This window comes from Chryseobacterium indoltheticum, from assembly GCF_003815915.1.
Lineage (GTDB): Bacteria > Bacteroidota > Bacteroidia > Flavobacteriales > Weeksellaceae > Chryseobacterium > Chryseobacterium indoltheticum.
In genome coordinates, this window is record NZ_CP033929.1 from 18,410 (window position 1) to 37,216 (window position 18,807).

The following is an 18,807-nucleotide window of genomic DNA, read 5'->3' on the forward strand; positions in this document are numbered from 1 at the left end:
AATATACCAATATTGTTACACTGTTAAATTGATACATTGCTACATTATTTAAAAGATGAGTCAAAAAATTGCCATCACCGGAATGGGCATTATTTCCTCCATTGGTAACAATGTCGAGGAAAATTTTATTTCACTGACTACCGGAAAACACGGCATTTCAGACATTCAGTTGTTTGAAACACGTCACGCCGGAAATATTAAAACAGGCGAAATAAAATTGTCTAATGAAGAATTGATACAGAAACTTCAGCTTGCTGAAGATAACAATGTCACAAGAACCGCTTTGTTAGGAATGGTTGCCGCAAAAGAGGCTGTAGAAAATGCCGGAATTTCAGATATAAATGAATATAAAACCGGCTTGATTTCCTCAACAAGCGTTGGCGGAATGGACGTTACTGAAAAATATTTCTACACTTACGAAGATTTCCCTGAAAAGCAAAAATATATCGACTCTCACGATGCCGGAAGCTCATCACTTGCCATTGCAGATTTTCTAGGTCTGAACGGGATGGTTTCTACGATTAGTACAGCCTGTTCTTCTGCTGCTAATGCGATTATGATGGGGGCTAAACTTATTAAAAATGGCGTTTTGGATCGTGTTATCGTTGGCGGAACAGATTCTCTTTCAAAATTTACTTTCAACGGATTCAATACGTTGATGATTTTGACGGATTCTTACAACACGCCTTTCGACAACGACAGAAAAGGATTAAATCTTGGCGAAGCAGCCGCTTTTATTGTTTTGGAATCTGATGAAGTTGTGAAAAAAGAAAACAAAAAAGTACTCGCATATCTTTCCGGTTACGGAAATGCCAATGATGCGCATCATCAAACCGCTTCTTCGGAAAACGGGCAAGGCGCTTATTTAGCAATGGAAAAAGCCTTGAAAGTTTCAGGTTTAGATAAAAAAAATATCGATTACATCAACGTTCACGGAACAGCGACACCAAATAATGATTTATCGGAAGGTATTGCGATGATTCGAATTTTTGGTGAAAACCAAGTTCCGGAATTCAGTTCTACTAAAGCGTTTACGGGACACACTTTGGCTGCTGCTGCGGGAATCGAAGCAGTTTACTCGATTTTGGCAATGCAGAATAATGTAATTTTTCCAAATTTAAATTTTAAAACCAAGATGGAAGAATTTGATTTGACTCCGGTTACTGAACTCAAAGAGAAAAACATCAATCATGTTCTTTCCAATTCGTTTGGGTTTGGAGGTAATTGTTCAACTTTAATTTTTTCGAAATCGTGAGTGCAGTTTACATCAACAGTGCAGCCTGCATCTCGATACAGGACACTTTAAATGAAGATTTTTCCCAAATTTTAAAACCTGAAAACTCAGTTCAGATTTTAAAAGCCATTGAGCCGAATTACAAAGAATTCATTCCGCCTGCAGCAAGCAGAAGAATGTCTAAAACAGTAAAAATGAGTTCTGTTGCTTCAAAATACGCATTGAAAGAAGCCGGAATCGAAAAACCCGATGCCATTATTGTTGGAACCGGAATGGGCTGTTCGCAAGATTCTGAAAAATTTCTGAAAAATTTCCTTGAAAATAATGAAGAGTTTCTGACTCCAACCTATTTTATTCAATCGACTCACAATACCGTTGCCGGCCAAATTGCTTTGGGATTGCAATGTCACGGTTACAATTTCACATACGTCAACAGTTCATCTTCACTCGAATTTTCAATGCTGGATGCAAAACTTCAGATTCTGGATGGAGAAGCCGACACTGTTTTGGTAGGTTCTACAGACGAGCAAACCGACAGAACAATGGAATTGTACAAACTAAACAACACTATTAAAAAACAAGAAAATCTTCCTGTTGATTATTTAGATTCAAAAACTGAAGGCGTTATTTGGGGTGAAGGTGCAAGTTTTTTTGTCTTAGGAAAAGATAAAACAGAAAATTCTTACGCTCAGCTAAAAGATATTCAACTAAGCAACAGATTAGATTTCGACGAAACTCAAAAATTTATTGAAGATTTTTTAGCTAAAAATCATTTAAAAACTTCAGATATTGATGCTGTGATTTTAGGTTTCAGCGGAGATGCAAAATCTGATGTTTATTATACAAAAGCAATGGATTTATTTTCAAATTCAGCATTGTTATATTACAAACACTTAAGCGGAGAATATAATACAGCAAGTGGTTTCTCAACGTTTATGGCTTGCCATATTTTGAAAAATCAGGAAATTCCTGAAGTGATGATGATTAATTCTGTGAAAAAAGAAGAAATTAAAAATATTTTACTTTATAATCATTTGAGTGGAAATGATCATAGTTTGGTTTTGTTGGAGAAAGCTTGATTTCAAAAACAATCTCTTTGTCATTCAGAGCGAAACGAAGTGCAGCGTGGAATCTAAGCAAACTTAAGACACTGTCGAGATTCCTACACAATGACAAACAGGTTGTTAATTTTAAATCTAAAAACAAAGATGAAACACTACCCATTTATCCTATTTTATCTTTTTTGTAACGTATTTATTTATATGTTTCAAGGGAGTTTTTGGGTGTATTTGTTTTTGTTTTTAATGTTTTCAGCGGTTGTCGTTTGGGGATCTTTTGATATTGAATTGGGATATTTTGTTAACAGTTTCACTCATAAAAGAACCAAAATTAAAGAAGTTGCGTTGACTTTTGATGATGGACCGACAGAATTTACACCGAAATTTTTAGATATTTTAAAAGAAAATAACGTAAAAGCTACTTTTTTCTGCATCGGAAAGCAGATTGAAAAATATCCTGAAACTTTTCAACGAATAATTTCGGAAGGTCATACGATTGGAAACCACACCTATTCACATTCTAACAATACTGGGTTTTTATCAACTCAAAAAATGATTGAGGAAATCGAAAAATGTGATGAAATAATGCTGAAAGTCGGAAACATAAAAACCAATTTGTACAGACCGCCTTTTGGAGTTACCAATCCGAATATTGCAAAAGCGATTAAGAAAACTCACAAAAAAAGCATCGGCTGGAATATACGTTCTTTAGATACAATCAAAGAAAATGAAAAGAAAATCTTTAGAAAAGTCACCAAAAACCTAAAAAAAGGCAGCATCATTCTGTTTCACGATACTTCGGAGAAAACGTACAATGTTTTGGTCGATTTATTGCTATTTTTGAAGGACAAAAACTATTCAACTTTTACAATAGATAAATAAAAATGTTGAAGAAAAGTCCCAAAGGGAAGATTTAACAAAGGATTGGATGAAATCCAATTTAAATAAAACAAATTCATAAATGTTTAAAAATATAATTCTCGGAGCATTTTTATTAGTTTCAACCTTCTTTGTTGCTCAAAATACAGCAATGTCTGGAGCTGAAGCAAAAGTATTCGTAACCAAAGTTTCTTCGGAAACCAAAGAAATAAAAACTTTACAGGCCGATTTTATTCAAACCAAAAAGATGGATTTTTTGGACAAAAGCATTATTACGTCCGGTAAAATGTCTTTAAAATCGCCAAATACGCTGAGCTGGAAATACACAAAACCATATCAATACAGCATTATTTTTAAGGAAAATAAAATTTACATCAACGATCAGGGAAAGAAATCTTCGGTCGATGCAAAAAGCAAAACTTTTGAAAAAATCAATAAACTGATTGTCGGAAGTTCGAACGGAAAAATGTTCAGTGACCCTGAATTTGCAGTTGCTTATTTTAAAAACGGAACTTCAAATATCGCAAAGTTCACTCCTAAATCTGCTCAATTATTGAAATATATCAAACAAATTGAACTTCATTTCCCTAAAAACCAAACGACGGTTTCACAGGTAAATATGACGGAAGCTTCGGGAGATACGACAAATATTGTTTTCAAAAACACAAAAATCAATGCGCCGATTCCTGCTTCAGAATTTTCTTTATAGCCTGATTTTCTTACTGTTTGTTTCCTGTAAAACGTATAAGCTTACAGATGTAAAAACTGTTTCAAATTCGGACAAAACGGTTGAAAATTTATACTTTTCTTCCAACGAAGATTATGTGTATAAATGTCAAATGGATATTTATAAAAATCAGGTCAGCGGAATTTTAATTATCAAAAAAATCAATGCCCAATTTCACAGAGTTGTGCTTACTTCAGATTTTGGAAATAAACTTATTGATTTTGAAGTTTCGGAGAATGATTTTAAACTGAATTACGTTCTTCCGGATTTAGATAAAAAAATTGTCATTAACTTTTTGAAGAATGATTTTCAGGAACTTTTAAGACAAAAATATCCTGTGAATGAAAGTTTTGAAAATGAAAATTCTAAGATTTATCTTTCAAAAATTGAGAAGAAAAACTATTATTTATTTTTCAACAAAGAAAATAATCTGCTCAAACAAATCATTTATACAAAGAACAATAAGGAAAAAATCGATTTTAGTTTTGATGCAAAAAAACATATCTTCGCAGATAGTTTGAATCTTCAACATAAAGATTTCAAAATCAATATTAAACTATTTCAAATCACTGAAACTGAATAAATAATGCAGACTATTCTTACAGATTTTTACACTTTAGAATCCTCGGAAAAGGCAGAAAACGGAAGTTTTATTGCGAATATTTCTCTGAATAAAAATCACGATATTTTTAAAGGGCATTTCCCAGGAAATCCTGTAACTCCGGGAGTTTGTATGATGCAAATTGTAAAAGAGTTGACTGAAGAATTTACAGGCAAAAAATTGTTTCTAAAATCGGCTTCCAATGTAAAATTTATGGCAATCATCAATCCTTTCGAAACGCCTGATTTAACCTTGCAACTGAATATTAACGAAGAAGAAGAGGAAATCAAAGTAAAAAACACCACTTCTTTTGGCGAGACTATTGCATTAAAAATGTCGGTAAACTATAAAAAATAGATATTATGCAACTTATTTTCTCGTTTTTGACCGCTTTTTTTCTGTTTTTTCAATCAGACCTTGATGCGTTGAGAAATAGCTATGAAAAGGCAAATTCTTCAACTGCAAATACGCAAAGTTTCATCAATATTGCTGAAAAACAGACTGGTTCTGACGCAGTAACAAGTGCTTACAAAGCTGCGGCGAAAATTATGGAAGCTAAAATTGTAACCAAAAACAGAAAAGCACTTGTAAAATCTGGCGCAACAAGTCTTGAAACCATTATTAAAAACAATCCGAATAACGTAGAATTAAGAGTTATACGAATGAGCGTTCAGGAAAATATCCCGAAAATTGTAGGTTATTCTAAAAATCTTAAGGAAGATAAAATGTTCATCATCGACAATTATAGTAGACAAAACCCGGCTCTGAAAACTTATATTAGAAAATTTGCAGCGCAGTCTAAAACAATGAATGCAGCAGAAAAAAATTCTTTAAGATAATCAAATGACCCTTCCTGAAGTACAAAATGCAATTTCTGAAAAGAAAATCTGCGTTTTAATTCCTACTTACAATAACGAAAAAACTCTGAAAAGAGTGATTGACGGCGTTTTAGATTACACCGAAAACATAATCGTTATCAATGACGGTTCTACCGATTCTACTTTACAGATTTTAGAAAAATATTCGATTACGGTTATTAATTTATCAGAAAATAAAGGAAAAGGAAATGCGCTTAAATTAGGTTTCAGAGAGGCAAAAGATTCAGGGTACAATTACGCCATAACCATCGATTCAGACGGACAACATTATCCTGATGACATTCCGGTTTTTGTAGAAAATCTGTTGCAAGAAAACGAAGATGTCTTACTGATTGGAAACCGAAATATGTCGCAAGAAGGTATCCCAAAAAAAAGCAGTTTTGGAAACCGTTTTTCTAATTTTTGGTTTTGGTTTGAGACCGGAATTAAGCTTGAGGACACGCAATCCGGTTATCGTCTTTATCCTTTGCATAAAATTCCAAAGAAATATTTTACTCCAAAATTCGAGTTTGAAATTGAAATTATTGTAAGAACAGCCTGGAGACAAGTTCCCGTAAAAAATGTTCCTATAAAAGTTCTGTACGACCCTGCAGAAAGGGTTTCACATTTCAGACCGTTCAAAGATTTTACAAGAATCAGTATTCTGAATACGATTTTGGTAACCATTACTTTATTTTACATTATTCCGAGAAACTTCGTAAATAATTTCAAAAAAAAAAGCTTTAAAAAATTCATAAAAGAAGACGTTCTTGAAAGTCACGGAACCAACCGCATTAAAGCGTTTTCCATCGCTCTGGGCGTTTTCATCGGGCTTTCTCCGTTTTGGGGATTTCAGACTTTGTTGGTGATTTCTCTGTCGGTACTTTTCAAATTGAATAAAGTTTTGGCATTTGTGGCTTCCAATGTGAGTTTACCACCATTTATTCCGTTTATTATTGCTGCTTCACTCTTTTTAGGATCGCCTTTTATCTCAGGAAATTCTAATATTTTGAGTCAGGATTTAAATTTCGATTTAGTTAAAAATAATTTGTTGCAATACATTATCGGTAGCTTTATTTTAGCGACTACAATGTCTGCAGTTTCCGGGATTGCTGCTTTTCTTTTTTTGAATAAGGTGAATCCGGAGAATAATGGATCTTTAAACCATTAAGATTATATTAAGGAGTTAAATTGAGTTAAGAAAAATCATAATATTTTTTTTAAGCTAAATGCAAAGAAAACTTAATATTCTTCAAAACTTAACAAATCTTAACGGTTCAAAATCATTTTAATTTCCTCAAAGTTTTCTTCAAAGATTTTTCAATATTTTCTCTATCAGGAATGGTCGTAATTTCTTTCGTCAAAGCTTTTTCAAATTCTGTTTTTGCCTTTGAATATTCTTTTTGTTTAAAATAATATTTCCCGGATTGATAATAAACCAGCCAAAAATCAGGATTTAAAGATTGATAATGCGGAATAAAATCATCCGTAAGAATCATATCATCCGAATCAATTGCATTTTGTATTTCAGAATGGGCAAATTTAAACTCTTCATAATTTTTAAACTCTTGAGAATCTACGAAAGGGTCTTTTGCAATATTTAAATTTGACTTTGCAAATTCACCGCTTTTCAATCTTTTATCGGAGAAAATTCCATTTAAATCATAACAGACAAATTCACCCAACTGATAAGGATTGGAAGACACCCAAACCAGTTTTTTCTGTGGCGAAAAAATAACAGCGTGATGAGCCAAAAGCTGGTTAATCGCCTTTTCATTTCCATAACCTATTTTTTCACCTTTTAATCCGGATTTATCTCTTAAAATGGAAGCCATTTTTTCAGGATTCAGCTTTTTATTTTCCTGCAAAAGTTCTTGAAGTTTTTCGTAGCGGTATTCGGAATGGCTTTCTACAATGTGTTTTTGATTCCTTTTATCATTTTTATAAGCTTCAGATTGAAAATGATTGGTACAAAAAACCTTACTTGAATTTTCAACTCTGTAAACCCCAAAATTATTCGGAGAAACCTCAATAATAACAGCATTTTTATCATTTGCACTTCCGACCAAAATAGATTCGGAAACAAAAACTTTACGCTTTTTGGCAATCGCAATCGCTTCGTCAATCGTTGTGGCGTATTGCAGAATTTCTCTTGTCACAAAAGAAATCGGAGTCTTCGCTGTCAACGGAATTTTAGATTTCCCAGCATTGATTGTCACCGTAATTCCTTCCTTATTCATTCCGGAAACTACACCAATCATTCCAGGCCAACTTACCGATAGATAAGGAATTCCGTTTTCGGGTTCTACAAATTCTATCAATTTATTTTTAGCAAATTCGTCACCGACATAAAAATCAAAATTTCTTCCAATCAACAAATCACCGTCTTCCGTATTTTCATTCCAAACTGCAAGCGAAGTACAGCCAACAACCATCAAATCCTGCATTGCGTGCCCAATATCGTGTGCTCCGTGCAAATACATTGCTCTTCTGAATTTTGGAGCAATAAAATCATATTTATCTGATGAATATTGGGATAATCCGTACAATTCAGCCTGAAAATCGTCTCTTACATTAAGATACATTTTTCGGTTGTACCATTTCAAAAAGCCGCTCAATAATTTTTGCTTGAATTTTGACGGGACAAAACCTTCTACTTTTGAAAAGAAAATTTCTTCCTGTTTCTGCATTAAATCTTGCGTTAAAGCTCCATTGTTATAGCCCAACTGCAAAGGATTTCCTTTGATGTACAATTCCCAAAGCAGTTGTTTATTTTTGGTTAAATAATTTTGATTAAAACTAAAAGTTGAATCGTTAATGATATTAACTTTCGGGATTTCTAAAGAATATTGGCATACATCCGGAATGTGTTTGATTGATTTTCTGACACCGCAAGAGCTCAGATTGAGAATAAGGATAAGGCTGAGAAAAAATAAAATTACAGCTCTGCCACTTCGACGAAAGGAAGAATTTATCTTAAAATTAGATTCATCGTTACGCTTCGCTTCACTCTGAATAACAAAAGTGTGTTTAGATTTCATTATTATTTTTAATTATTTGTGTCAAACGTTCATCAATTTTTTCTTTTCCTAAAATCTCTGCGCAGGTATTGAAAGCGCCAATCGTGCAGCCCAAAATCCCGTGCATGTTTACGGATTGCCCGGTCAGAAATAGATTGTCAATTTTTGTGCGTGGAGAAACCATTGTTTTTAGGGGATTTTCTGAACTTTTGAGATAACCGTACATATTTCCATTAAAACTTCCGATATAATCACGGTAAGACAAAGGTGATGAAGTATAAATATTTTTGATTGAATCTCTTAGATTTGGGATTTTCTTTTCTAAAGCATCAATCAGTTTTTCTGCTTTTTCCAGCTTAAATCTTTCGTAATGTTTTCCTCTTTCCTGTTCTTCAGCAATTGTATTTACTGTATTTTGCCAAGCTTTGACCTCATCAAAATCCATATAAGAAATGGCGGTTAAGCTTTCTGCAAATTTAGGATGATGTTTTGAAGGCGTGGAAGAAAGCATATAGGTTTCTGGCCACGATTTTTTGTCATAACGATAAGCATTCCAAACCGATTCTTCGGATGAATAATGGTAAATATTATAATTGAAATTGGGAATTGTTTGAGGTTTTAAAACTAAATAAACGCTGAAACACGACGAAACAGGCTCCCAACTTAAGACTCTGTTTAAAAAAGATTTCTTAAGTCTTTCTTCACCGATTAATTTAGTTAAAGAACGAATTTCAATATTAGAAATAAACTGTTTAGCAAAAAATTCTTTTCCTGATTTTGTTTTTACAGAACTTAAAACATTGTTTTCACTAAAGATAATTTCAGCCACTTCCGAATGCTTGTGAACCTCTGCGCCATATTCTCTTAATTTTCTGATTAAAAGCTTTGAAATCTGACTTCCGCCTTTCACACATTTGTAAGCACTCTGAATGTAAGAATTTACCGTCAAAGCATGAACGTAAAAGGGTATATTTTCAGAATCACCTGCGTATAAAAAATTGGAGCCCAATAAAACAGATTGCAATTTTGTATTCTGCGTAATCGATTCGATGAATCTTTTGGTATTTAAATGAAGGATTTCTTCGCTGTAAATATCTTTTCCAATCAAGTTATATCGAGGAAAGTGATTACAAACACGCTGAATTTCTTCACAGTAATTTTCTAAATTTTCTCTTTCTTCAGGAAAATAATTGGATAATTGCTCAACAAAATTATCATAACCTTGTGCGTGTGGATATTCAATTTCATCGTCTCCGAAAGTGATTTTGTCATATCCATTTTCATCCATTTTCTGGAGCTCTAAATCATCCATTATTTCCAGATATGAAAAAAACTGATGAAGGTTTTGACCTTTTGAAAGTCCGCCCAAATAATGAACGCCGGTGTCGAAAATCAATTTGTCTCGGGAAAAGGTCTGTAAGTTTCCGCCATATTGATTATTTTTTTCCAGAATGCAGACTTTCAAGCCTTCTTTTGCCAAAATAAGCGCTGAAACAAGGCCTCCTATTCCGCTGCCGATAATCAATATGTCGTATGTTTTTTTCAAATTCTGATTATAGTTTTAACGGCAAAAGGTACAAAAGTTTATCAAACTGTTTAGAATAATGTGTCTAAAAATATTTACGAAAAACTCAATTTATATTGCATTATTTAAACGCAAAGGACACAAAGTTTTTTTTAAATTATTGAAAATATTTTTCGTTCGCAAAGGCGTTTCACTCAGCAAAGGAACAGTATTCTATCAACCTATTACCAAAAATTTACAATACATTAATTTAATAGATGTTTTAATCTTGGATCTTTAAACTTTTACCTTGGCTCCTGTATTATTGAATTGCATACAGCCCGACTTGAGCGGAAATCCTTTTTTTGCTTTGGGAAAGCTTTGGCAAAAAAAGATTGGGAGCGGAAGGCGGAAATAGCTGCCATAAAAAATATTAAACGATTATTCGAGACTGTCAAATAACCATTTTAAAATTATCGAAAACTAATCAATATCGTCCCAAAAATCGAAATAGTTGAACCATTGAAGCGGATATTTTTGAATCATCGATTCAAGATTTTTGGTATATGAGTGTAAAAGTCCCTGTGCATCACGCTTTTTAACGTTTTCAGCGACTCGTGCAAACAAATGATAATGAAGATTTTTTTCTTTCATCACATAAACATAGACCACCGGAACGCCCAATCTGGAAGCAATCATGAAAGGCCCTGCCGGAAATTTTGCACTTTTCCCAAGCAAATCTGCTGCGAGGAATTTAGAGCCTTCAAAATAACGGTCACCCGTAAAACAGATTAATTCATTTTTTGACAATGCTTCATTAATGTCGAAAATATGCGACATATCGTCTTTTACATAGATAAATTTTATGTTGCTCTGTTTCACAGAAACGCTTTCGAGATATTCTTTAATGACTGTAACTTCCTGATCTGTTGTCACTAAATTAATCTGACAATCGAAGTCAATTTCAGCAAAAAAATGCTCTGCAATTTCAAAATTTCCGATGTGGGCGCTGATCAGAACGCCACCTTTTTTTTCGGCTAAAAGATTTCTGAGATTTTCTATTCCGTCGAATTCGTAGGTGTATTTATCTCTTAAACCTGCTGAAATAGCAGTCTTATCAATTAAAATCGTTCCGAAAGTAAAATAACTTTTAAACAAGGAGATTTTTGTCTTCCAAAAACCGTAATTGAGTCTTTTCTGAAAATAATATCGATAATATTTGTTGCTATTTTTTTCGAATAAAAAATAGTAAAAAGCAACAAAGTAGAGCACAAAATATGAACTTCGGATCCCGATATTTCTAATGCACCAGACGAATATTCTATATCCTAAGATGGTGCCTTTAGATTTGCCTTTCCACTTGTTCATAAATTCAATTTACCAATTTATCAATGTACCAGTTTAACAATTCACATCAATTGATACACTGTCAGATTGCTATATTGTTACATTATTTGAGAGTAAAGTTTAATCAATAATTATGCGTTTTTTTGAGCGATTTTGTTTTCTATTGCCGAATAGAAATCATTAAAAGTGATGATGTCTTTAAAGTCTGCTTCACCTAGTTTTATTCCAAAATTAGACTCGATCACCACGACCAAATCTATATAATCTAAACTGTCTAAGCCCAGAGTCTTCTTGAAATGGGCATCATTGCTGATCTCGTCACCATCTACCTCAAACTCATTGATTAAAAAATCATTAGCAATGGCAACAATTTTTTCTCTTTCCATGTTTTTATTCAAATTTTTTAACTATTAATGCGGAATTGGTTCCCCCAAATCCGAAAGAATTCGACAAAAATACGTCAATTTTTTGATTTTTAGTTTCGGAGATTAGATTTATCTTTTGAGCATCTTCATCGGGATTTTCTAAATTGATGTTGGGAGCTACGAAATCGTTCTGCATCATTAAAATTGAGTAAATTACTTCACTTGCACCTGCCATCCAACATTCGTGACCGGTCATTGATTTTGTAGAACTTACCGGGACTTCGCTACCAAAAATTTCGTGAATTGCTTTTGCTTCGTTTGCATCACCAATTGGCGTTGAAGTCGCATGAGCGTTGATATAATCGATATCTTTTACTTCTAAACCTGATTGTTTTAAAGCTCGATTCATCGCTAAAGCCGGGCCATCAATATTGGGCGTAGAAATATGTCCGCCGTTTGATGAAAAACCATAACCGACGATTTCGCCTAAAATAGTTGCTCCTCTTTTCTGGGCCGATTCAAGGCTTTCTACAATTAAAGTTGCCGCTCCACCACTCGGAATTAAACCATCTCTTTCGGCATCGAAAGGTCTTGATGCTTTTGTAGGCTCGTTTTCTCGTACCGAAAAAACACCCAAACCATCAAAACTTGCCATTGAATATTTGTTGGTTTCCTGCGCTCCACCGCAAACAATCATCTCCTGAAAACCATTTTTAATCATCATATAAGCCAATCCCAAAGAATGAGAACCGCTTGCACAAGCCGCACTGATGGTTAAATTGATTCCTCTTAATTTAAAAATAGTAGAAAGGTTCATCGTCACTGTTGAGTTCATCGATTTGAAAATCGCTCCTGAACCCATCAAAGTGGTATCTTTTTTTTCTCTTGCAATGTCAATAGACTCTACAACCGCCTGAGAAACACTGTCGTTTCCGTATAAAATTCCGACTTCGTTTTGATCTAGAAAATTCTGGTCGATATTGGCTTGTTTAAGAGCATCTAATGTTGCAATGTAAGCATATTCGCTTTCCTCGCCCATGCTTACACGCTGACGTCTACTGAGAAGATTTTTCAAATCAGGTTTGGGAACAACTCCCGTAAGACCCGATCTGAAACCAAATTCTTTTCTTTCATCTACTAAAACAATTCCCGATTTTCCTTGATACAGGGATTCTTTCACTTCTTCCAAAGAAGTTCCGATGCAAGAATAAATTCCCATTCCGGTAATGACTACCCTATTTTCCATGTTAAAAAATGTAACAATTTATCAATTTAACAGTGTAACAATTTTAAATATGTGACAATTAAAAACTCTGTCATTCTGAGCGGAGTGAAGAATCTCATTGGTACATTGTTAAATTATTACATTGCTAGATTATTACGAGTAAATTCCTCCGTTAATATTAATAATTTCTCCTGTGATGTACGAAGATTTTTTTGATGCTAAAAAGGCAACCAAATCTGCCACTTCTTCTGCTTCACCAAATCTGTTGGCAGGAATCATTGCTTTCAATTCATCTTCGTTGAAATCCTGCGTCATATCGGTTTTAATGAAACCTGGTGCTACAGCATTTACCGTAATATTTCTTTTAGCTACTTCCTGAGCCAAAGCTTTTGTTGCTCCGACTAAAGCTCCTTTTGCTGCAGAATAATTGGTTTGTCCCGCCGTTCCTTTCACTCCGGAAACTGAAACCATATTGATAATTCTGCCGTATTTGTTTCGCAATAATTTCTGAATGAAGAAATTTGTCACATTATAGAAACCATTTAAACTCGTATTAATCACAGAATTCCAATCTTCACTTGACATCCACATGAATAATCCGTCTCTTGTGATTCCCGCGTTGTTTACAATGACCTCAACCACTGAACTTGGATTATTTTCCTGCCATTCTCCCAAAACCTTTAAAGTCTCTTCAGCATTTCCTACATCGAATTTAAGAATTTCTCCGGTTGAACCCAATTCTTCCACTTTAGCTAAAGTTTCCTTTGCTGCAGCTTCATTTGAAGTATAATTAATTAATATGTGATAGTTTTTTTCTTCAGCCAGTTTTATACAGATTGCTCTTCCAATTCCTCGAGAACCGCCTGTTATGATTGCACATTTCATATGTGTTTCGGTTTATTTATATATTGACAACTAAAAGCCGTCAATAATTACGTTGTCTTTAAATATTTTTTCACTTCCTCCAAATAAGGATACATGACCATGTCATTCGAAAATATCGGAATAATCTTTCTGATATCATCATATAATGCTTTGGTTTCAGATGAAACTTTATCTTGGTACCCAAGGTATTCTATCGCCTGAATCACAGTAATGGCTTCAATCGCCAAAACCTCAAAGGCATTTTCGATTACTTTTCTGCAGATCACGGCTGCATTGGTTCCCATACTTACAATATCCTGATTATCATTATTATTAGGAATACTGTGAACGTACATCGGGTTTGATAACATTTGACTTTCTGCTGTTGTAGAAGTTGCCGTAAACTGAACACCTTGCATCCCGAAATTGAAACCTAATTTACCCAAATTCACAAATGGAGGTAAAATTTCATTGATTTTTGAATTTAAAAGATAATTCAATTGTCTTTCAGCCAACATGGTCAACTTCGTTACCACAATTTTAAGCTTATCCATTTCTAACGAAATATAATCTCCATGGAAGTTTCCACCGTGGTAAACATGTTGGTCTGCCACGTTGATGATTGGGTTATCGTTTGCTGAGTTGATTTCGTTTTCCAAAACCTTTTCAGTGTATTCCAACGTATCGAGAACAGGCCCTAAAATTTGCGGAATACATCTTAACGAATAATATTCCTGCACTTTTTCTTTAAAAACCTTTTCCTGCTCCTCAAAATGAGTGTACAAATGATCGGCTCTTTTTCTTATTAATTTACTGTCAGACAAATGAGCACGCATTTTTTCAGCGATTTTCTGTTGCCCAGCATGAAGTTTCGTTGCATTTAACACTTCCGAAAAATGATCGTCGTACGCCTGAACGATTTCGTTGATTGCACACGATAATTTCAATGAAATTTCAGTAAGCTGATTGGCTTTATAAGCATTAACCATACCTATCCCGGACATCACAGAGGTTCCGTTCATTAACGCTAAACCTTCTCGAATCTCTACCTGAATAGGTTCTAAATTTTCAATTTCAAAAATTTCTTTTGTTGATCTTCTTTCGCCTTTATAGAAAACTTCGCCTTCCCCAATCAGAACTAAAGCTAAATGGGCCAATTGCACCAAATCTCCGCTTGCTCCTACGCCACCGTGCTCGAAAATAAGTGGTGTAATATTTCTGTTAATTAATTCTTTAAGCAACTTAACAACAGATTCATGTACTCCCGAATTTCCACGAGACAAAGTGTTCAATCTTGCCAACATACAGGCTTTCACTTCGTCAGCAGGAAGTGGATTTCCAATACCCGAAGAGTGGCTTCTTATTAAATTATACTGTAACTGGTGCGTATCTTCATCGCTTATTTTGAACTGAGCCATCGGTCCAAAACCGGTATTCACTCCGTAAATTACTTTATTTTTCGAAAATTCTTTAAGAAAAGAAAAACTTTCATTCACCCTTTGGAGAAGTGAAGGATCCAATTCTATGCTTTCGTTTTCAACAATAATTCTTTGAAAATCTCTCAGTTCTAAAAAGTTATTTATTTTCATCAATTAAAAGTAATAGTATATAATTTTGTAGAATATAATTAATTGTCACTAATTTTGCGCAAAGATAAAAGTTTTATTAAACAAATGGACAAAGAAATTGTTGATGTTTTAGTAATTGGAGCTGGGCCTTCCGGATGCGTATCTTCTGCTTATCTGAAGAAGAATAACATCAACGTGAAAGTTGTTGAAAAAACAAAATTCCCCAGACTTGTCGTTGGCGAAAGCCTTATTCCCAGAGTGATGGATCATTTTGACGAGGCCGGATTGTTTTCTGCATTAGATAAAATGGGCTTTGAAAAGAAACTCGGCGCACGTTTTATGCGGGGAAATGAGGTCTGTATTTTTGATTTCAGCAACAAATTCGGAGAAGGATGGGACTGGACCTGGCAAGTTCCAAGAGCTGATTTCGACAATACTTTAGCTCAGGAAGTTATCAATAAAGGCGTTGACCTTGAATTTGAAACTGAAGTGATCGGAATTGAATTTAACGGTACCGATTCTGTTACCACCGTTAAAGACAAAGACGGAAAAACAAAAGAGATCCATGCAAAATTTGTAATTGATTCAAGCGGCTACGGAAGAGTTTTACCGAGACTTTTAGATTTAGAAAAGCCATCAAAATTATCTCCGCATTCTGCTATTTTTGCCCATGTAGAAGATATTAACAGAGAAGAGGGTGAAGAGGGAACTTTAATTTCTTTTGATATTATAGAAACCGAAGTCTGGCTTTGGGTCATCCCTTTTTCTAACGGAAATACAAGTATCGGAATCGTCGGCCCGACCGAATATATCGAGAAATTATCTGAAAACGGAGATCCTACAGAAGCTTTGAGAAAAGCAATTTCTCTTTCTGATTATTACGTGAAACGTTTTGGAGATGTAGAATTTCTTTTTGAACCAAGGCATTTAAAAGATTATTCCTGCTCGGTTAAAAAATTATACGGTGACGGATTTGCCTTAACGGGAAATGCTTCAGAATTTCTTGATCCTGTTTTCTCATCAGGAATGGCATTTGCAACCGAGGGCGGAATGACTGCCGCAAAGCTGGCAATAAGACAATTAAACGGCGAAAAAGTCGACTGGCAGACAGAATTTGCAGATTATATTCTATACGGAGTCAACGTTTTTACAACCTACGTGAAAGAATGGTACACCGGAAATCTTCAGGAATTATTTTTCCATCAGCCGGAAAATCCTGATGTTAAAAGAAAAATTTGCGCTGTTTTGGCAGGTTATGTCTGGGACAAAAAAAATACATTCGTGCGAATACACAATACCGCAGTCGTAAACCTTGCTAATTTCATTAAAGCAGAAAAAGAACAAGCATAAAAAACGGTCTGAAAATTTTCAGACCGTTTTTGTTTTATTTAATTGATTTCTTTATTGCTTTTCCTAATTCCTTTCCTGTTGCCTCATACGCACCCGCAATTCGACCATATTCCATTACAAAATCCTTATTTTGCGGTTTACCTAAAATTTTATCTCCTTGTAATTTCATTATTACTTTTGAAGGATTTTCTGTTTCTACAAAAGTAATATCTGAAGTTAATTTTGCTTCTTGACCAATTAAACCGCCATGCCAACCTGCATAAATCCATTTTGCATCAACAATTACTGTATATTTTGTCTGGGCATCTTTTTTGAAAACAACTTTTTTAGATTTTGAATTTATACCTTTTAATAAGTAATCTAAATATTCTGAATCTTTAAATCTATTCCAAGCCTCATTCCATTTTTGCCATCCTTCTTCTCCTCTTTTGCGATTTGCCAGAATATCTTCTTTTCTTTTTTCGAGATATTGCTCTTCGGTAAAGTTTTCTACCTGAAAAACAGCATTTTCATATTTGACTTGTACATTTACTTCAGTTTGATCCCTCAGAAAATCAAAACTTCCCTGAACAATATTCATTTGATTTTGTGCAAAAACTGTCGTAGCAATTGAAAGCAGTAATACAAGAAATAATTTTTTCATAGTTTATTTAATTTTTCCGTAAAGATAATATTCAAATACAAACTTCATCACAACGGGAGAAAATATTTTCATTTTTTATAACTTATCAAGAATTTATCTTAAATCAATAAACGTAATCGGTTTTCTACTGTTTGGGTTGAAAACTGTTTTAGACAAAATATCAAAATTCACCATTTCAATTTTCGGACTAACACGAAGCTTCGCCCTGAAATGGTCTCTCACTTCTCCTTCAAAACTTTCGTCTTCTCTTTCTGTGCTTAGTTTAATGATAATTTCATCTAAACCGATCTCATTGGACTGAATCACAATCTGATAACATAAAATTCCTTCAAAATCATTCAGAATATCATTCATTGCAGGCGGATACAAAGTTGTTCCTTTATATTTAATCATTTGTTGCTTACGACCTACAACAGGTCCTAATCTCATCGTATTTCTACCACATTTACACGGCTCATTATGAGCTTTAACTAAATCTCCCGTTTTAAATCTCAATAAAGGAAGCGCTTCAACACCTAAAGTTGTAATTGTTAATTCACCGCTTTCTCCATCTTTTACTGCATTTCCTTCGTCGTCGAGAATTTCTGTTATAATTAATTCCGGATGTTGATGACCACCAATTTGATGTTCACATTCAGTAAATGCAGTGCTCATTTCGGTAGAAGCATAAGTGGAATATAATTGAATATTCCATTTCTCTTTAATTTTCTGCGAAAGAATATTATCTGTAAAGTCTTGGTTTTTGATGCTTTCACCAATGCAAACAGCGCCGTAAACGCTTGAATTTTTATAATCAATTCCATGCTTTTCAGCGTAATCAATCATTTTTAAAAGAAAAGAAGGAACAGTAATCAAATATTTCGGTTGATACCTGAAAATAGAATCCCATTGAAGTTCGGGAATTCCAGGTCCCATTCTAACAACACTTGCGCCCATTTTTCTTAAACCTAAAAAATAAGCAAGCCCAGCCATAAATCTTTTATCGATCGTTGTAATCATCTGTACAACATCCCCTTTCTGAATTCCTGCACAAGCGAAAGAAATCGCTTCATTGTAAGCTAATCTTTCAAGATCGGCATCAGACAAACCGAAAGTTACAGGATCACCTAAAGTTCCGGAAGTCGTGCTGTAATCAACAATTTTATTTTGTGGAATACAGAAAAAATCGTCATTATTTTCTTGAATATCGTTCTTGGAAGTTGTTGGAATTTTCTGCAAATCTTCCAAAGTCTGAATATCCGTTATCTGGATATTATTTTCCTTAAATAATTGCTGATAAAAAGGCGAATTGCTTTCAAGATATTGTAAAAGTTCCTGAAGTTTTTCTTCCTGAAACTTTTTAATGTCCTCAATGCTTGATTTCTCGATAAGTGGGAAGAGTTCCAATAGTTTAATTTTAGAAGACAAATTTATTTAAATTAAAATTAAAAGATTATCGCATTTAACAATTAAAAAAATCTGTGAAATCTGTGGGTTTTATATTTCCCGATGATTACATAGATTTTCACAGATGATTGCATTGAAGATTAAATTAAAATCTTTAAAATCTGCGAGAGAAAATAAAT

18 protein-coding genes are annotated in these 18,807 nt (G+C 34.0%); 9 read left to right on the forward strand and 9 right to left on the reverse strand.

Annotation, left to right across the window (positions count from 1 at the left end):
* Positions 1-55 precede the first annotated feature (55 nt).
* The 8 genes from EG358_RS00105 (at position 56) to EG358_RS00140 (ending at position 6,527) form a co-directional block, all read left to right on the forward strand.
* The gene (locus EG358_RS00105) at positions 56-1,255 is read left to right on the forward strand and encodes a beta-ketoacyl-[acyl-carrier-protein] synthase family protein (RefSeq protein WP_076561929.1); all 1,200 of its coding nucleotides are present in this window, start codon (positions 56-58) and stop codon (positions 1,253-1,255) included.
* Positions 1,252-2,313, forward strand: a complete 1,062-nt coding sequence (locus tag EG358_RS00110) for a beta-ketoacyl synthase N-terminal-like domain-containing protein (RefSeq protein WP_076562036.1) — start codon at positions 1,252-1,254, stop codon at positions 2,311-2,313. The genes EG358_RS00105 and EG358_RS00110 overlap by 4 nt, the downstream gene beginning before the upstream one ends.
* A gap of 129 nt (positions 2,314-2,442) precedes the next feature.
* Positions 2,443-3,174 carry a polysaccharide deacetylase family protein gene (locus EG358_RS00115; RefSeq protein WP_076561930.1) on the forward strand — a complete coding sequence of 244 codons (732 nt, stop codon included), beginning with the start codon at positions 2,443-2,445 and terminating at the stop codon, positions 3,172-3,174.
* Between the two features lie 79 nt (positions 3,175-3,253).
* On the forward strand, positions 3,254-3,880 hold the full coding sequence (locus tag EG358_RS00120) for a LolA family protein (RefSeq protein WP_076561931.1): 627 nt from the start codon (positions 3,254-3,256) through the stop codon (positions 3,878-3,880).
* Between the two features lie 130 nt (positions 3,881-4,010).
* On the forward strand, positions 4,011-4,481 hold the full coding sequence (locus EG358_RS00125; protein WP_228442354.1) for a hypothetical protein: 471 nt from the start codon (positions 4,011-4,013) through the stop codon (positions 4,479-4,481).
* A 3-nt stretch (positions 4,482-4,484) separates the two neighbouring features.
* Positions 4,485-4,856, forward strand: a complete 372-nt coding sequence (locus tag EG358_RS00130) for a 3-hydroxyacyl-ACP dehydratase (protein WP_115596388.1) — start codon at positions 4,485-4,487, stop codon at positions 4,854-4,856.
* A gap of 5 nt (positions 4,857-4,861) precedes the next feature.
* Positions 4,862-5,338: a hypothetical protein gene (locus EG358_RS00135; protein WP_076561933.1), complete on the forward strand. Its 477-nt coding sequence runs from the start codon at positions 4,862-4,864 to the stop codon at positions 5,336-5,338.
* Positions 5,339-5,342: 4 nt separating this feature from the next.
* The gene (locus tag EG358_RS00140) at positions 5,343-6,527 is read left to right on the forward strand and encodes a DUF2062 domain-containing protein (protein WP_076561934.1); all 1,185 of its coding nucleotides are present in this window, start codon (positions 5,343-5,345) and stop codon (positions 6,525-6,527) included.
* A gap of 112 nt (positions 6,528-6,639) precedes the next feature.
* Here EG358_RS00140 and EG358_RS00145 read toward each other — a convergent pair whose 3' ends face one another.
* The 7 genes from EG358_RS00145 to EG358_RS00175 all read right to left on the reverse strand — a co-directional run bounded on the left by EG358_RS00145 (position 6,640) and on the right by EG358_RS00175 (position 15,270).
* Positions 6,640-8,397, reverse strand: coding sequence for a C45 family autoproteolytic acyltransferase/hydolase (locus tag EG358_RS00145; protein WP_083677081.1), 1,758 nt, complete (start codon positions 8,395-8,397; stop codon positions 6,640-6,642).
* Positions 8,387-9,922: a phytoene desaturase family protein gene (locus EG358_RS00150; protein ID WP_076561935.1), complete on the reverse strand. Its 1,536-nt coding sequence runs from the start codon at positions 9,920-9,922 to the stop codon at positions 8,387-8,389. The genes EG358_RS00145 and EG358_RS00150 overlap by 11 nt, the downstream gene beginning before the upstream one ends.
* 441 nt (positions 9,923-10,363) lie before the next feature.
* On the reverse strand, positions 10,364-11,248 hold the full coding sequence (locus EG358_RS00155) for an LpxL/LpxP family acyltransferase (RefSeq protein ID WP_076561936.1): 885 nt from the start codon (positions 11,246-11,248) through the stop codon (positions 10,364-10,366).
* 110 nt (positions 11,249-11,358) lie between these two features.
* Entirely contained in the window at positions 11,359-11,613 is a 255-nt protein-coding gene (locus EG358_RS00160) for an acyl carrier protein (protein ID WP_076561937.1), read from the reverse strand.
* 4 nt (positions 11,614-11,617) lie between these two features.
* Positions 11,618-12,838, reverse strand: a complete 1,221-nt coding sequence (locus EG358_RS00165; protein ID WP_076561938.1) for a beta-ketoacyl-[acyl-carrier-protein] synthase family protein — start codon at positions 12,836-12,838, stop codon at positions 11,618-11,620.
* 132 nt (positions 12,839-12,970) lie between these two features.
* Entirely contained in the window at positions 12,971-13,702 is a 732-nt protein-coding gene (gene fabG / locus EG358_RS00170) for a 3-oxoacyl-ACP reductase FabG (protein WP_076561939.1), read from the reverse strand.
* Between the two features lie 47 nt (positions 13,703-13,749).
* Positions 13,750-15,270, reverse strand: coding sequence for an HAL/PAL/TAL family ammonia-lyase (locus tag EG358_RS00175; protein ID WP_076561940.1), 1,521 nt, complete (start codon positions 15,268-15,270; stop codon positions 13,750-13,752).
* An 84-nt stretch (positions 15,271-15,354) separates the two neighbouring features.
* Between EG358_RS00175 and EG358_RS00180 the strand changes: the two genes are divergently transcribed.
* Positions 15,355-16,599, forward strand: coding sequence for an NAD(P)/FAD-dependent oxidoreductase (locus EG358_RS00180; RefSeq protein WP_076561941.1), 1,245 nt, complete (start codon positions 15,355-15,357; stop codon positions 16,597-16,599).
* Between the two features lie 34 nt (positions 16,600-16,633).
* On the opposite strand, the gene EG358_RS00185 is transcribed toward EG358_RS00180, so the two are convergent.
* Together EG358_RS00185 and EG358_RS00190 are read right to left on the reverse strand one after the other, a co-directional pair.
* Positions 16,634-17,242, reverse strand: a complete 609-nt coding sequence (locus EG358_RS00185) for a hypothetical protein (RefSeq protein WP_076561942.1) — start codon at positions 17,240-17,242, stop codon at positions 16,634-16,636.
* 93 nt (positions 17,243-17,335) lie between these two features.
* A complete protein-coding gene (locus EG358_RS00190) occupies positions 17,336-18,628 on the reverse strand; it encodes a phenylacetate--CoA ligase family protein (protein ID WP_076561943.1) in 1,293 nt (430 codons plus the stop codon).
* Positions 18,629-18,807: the final 179 nt, after the last annotated feature.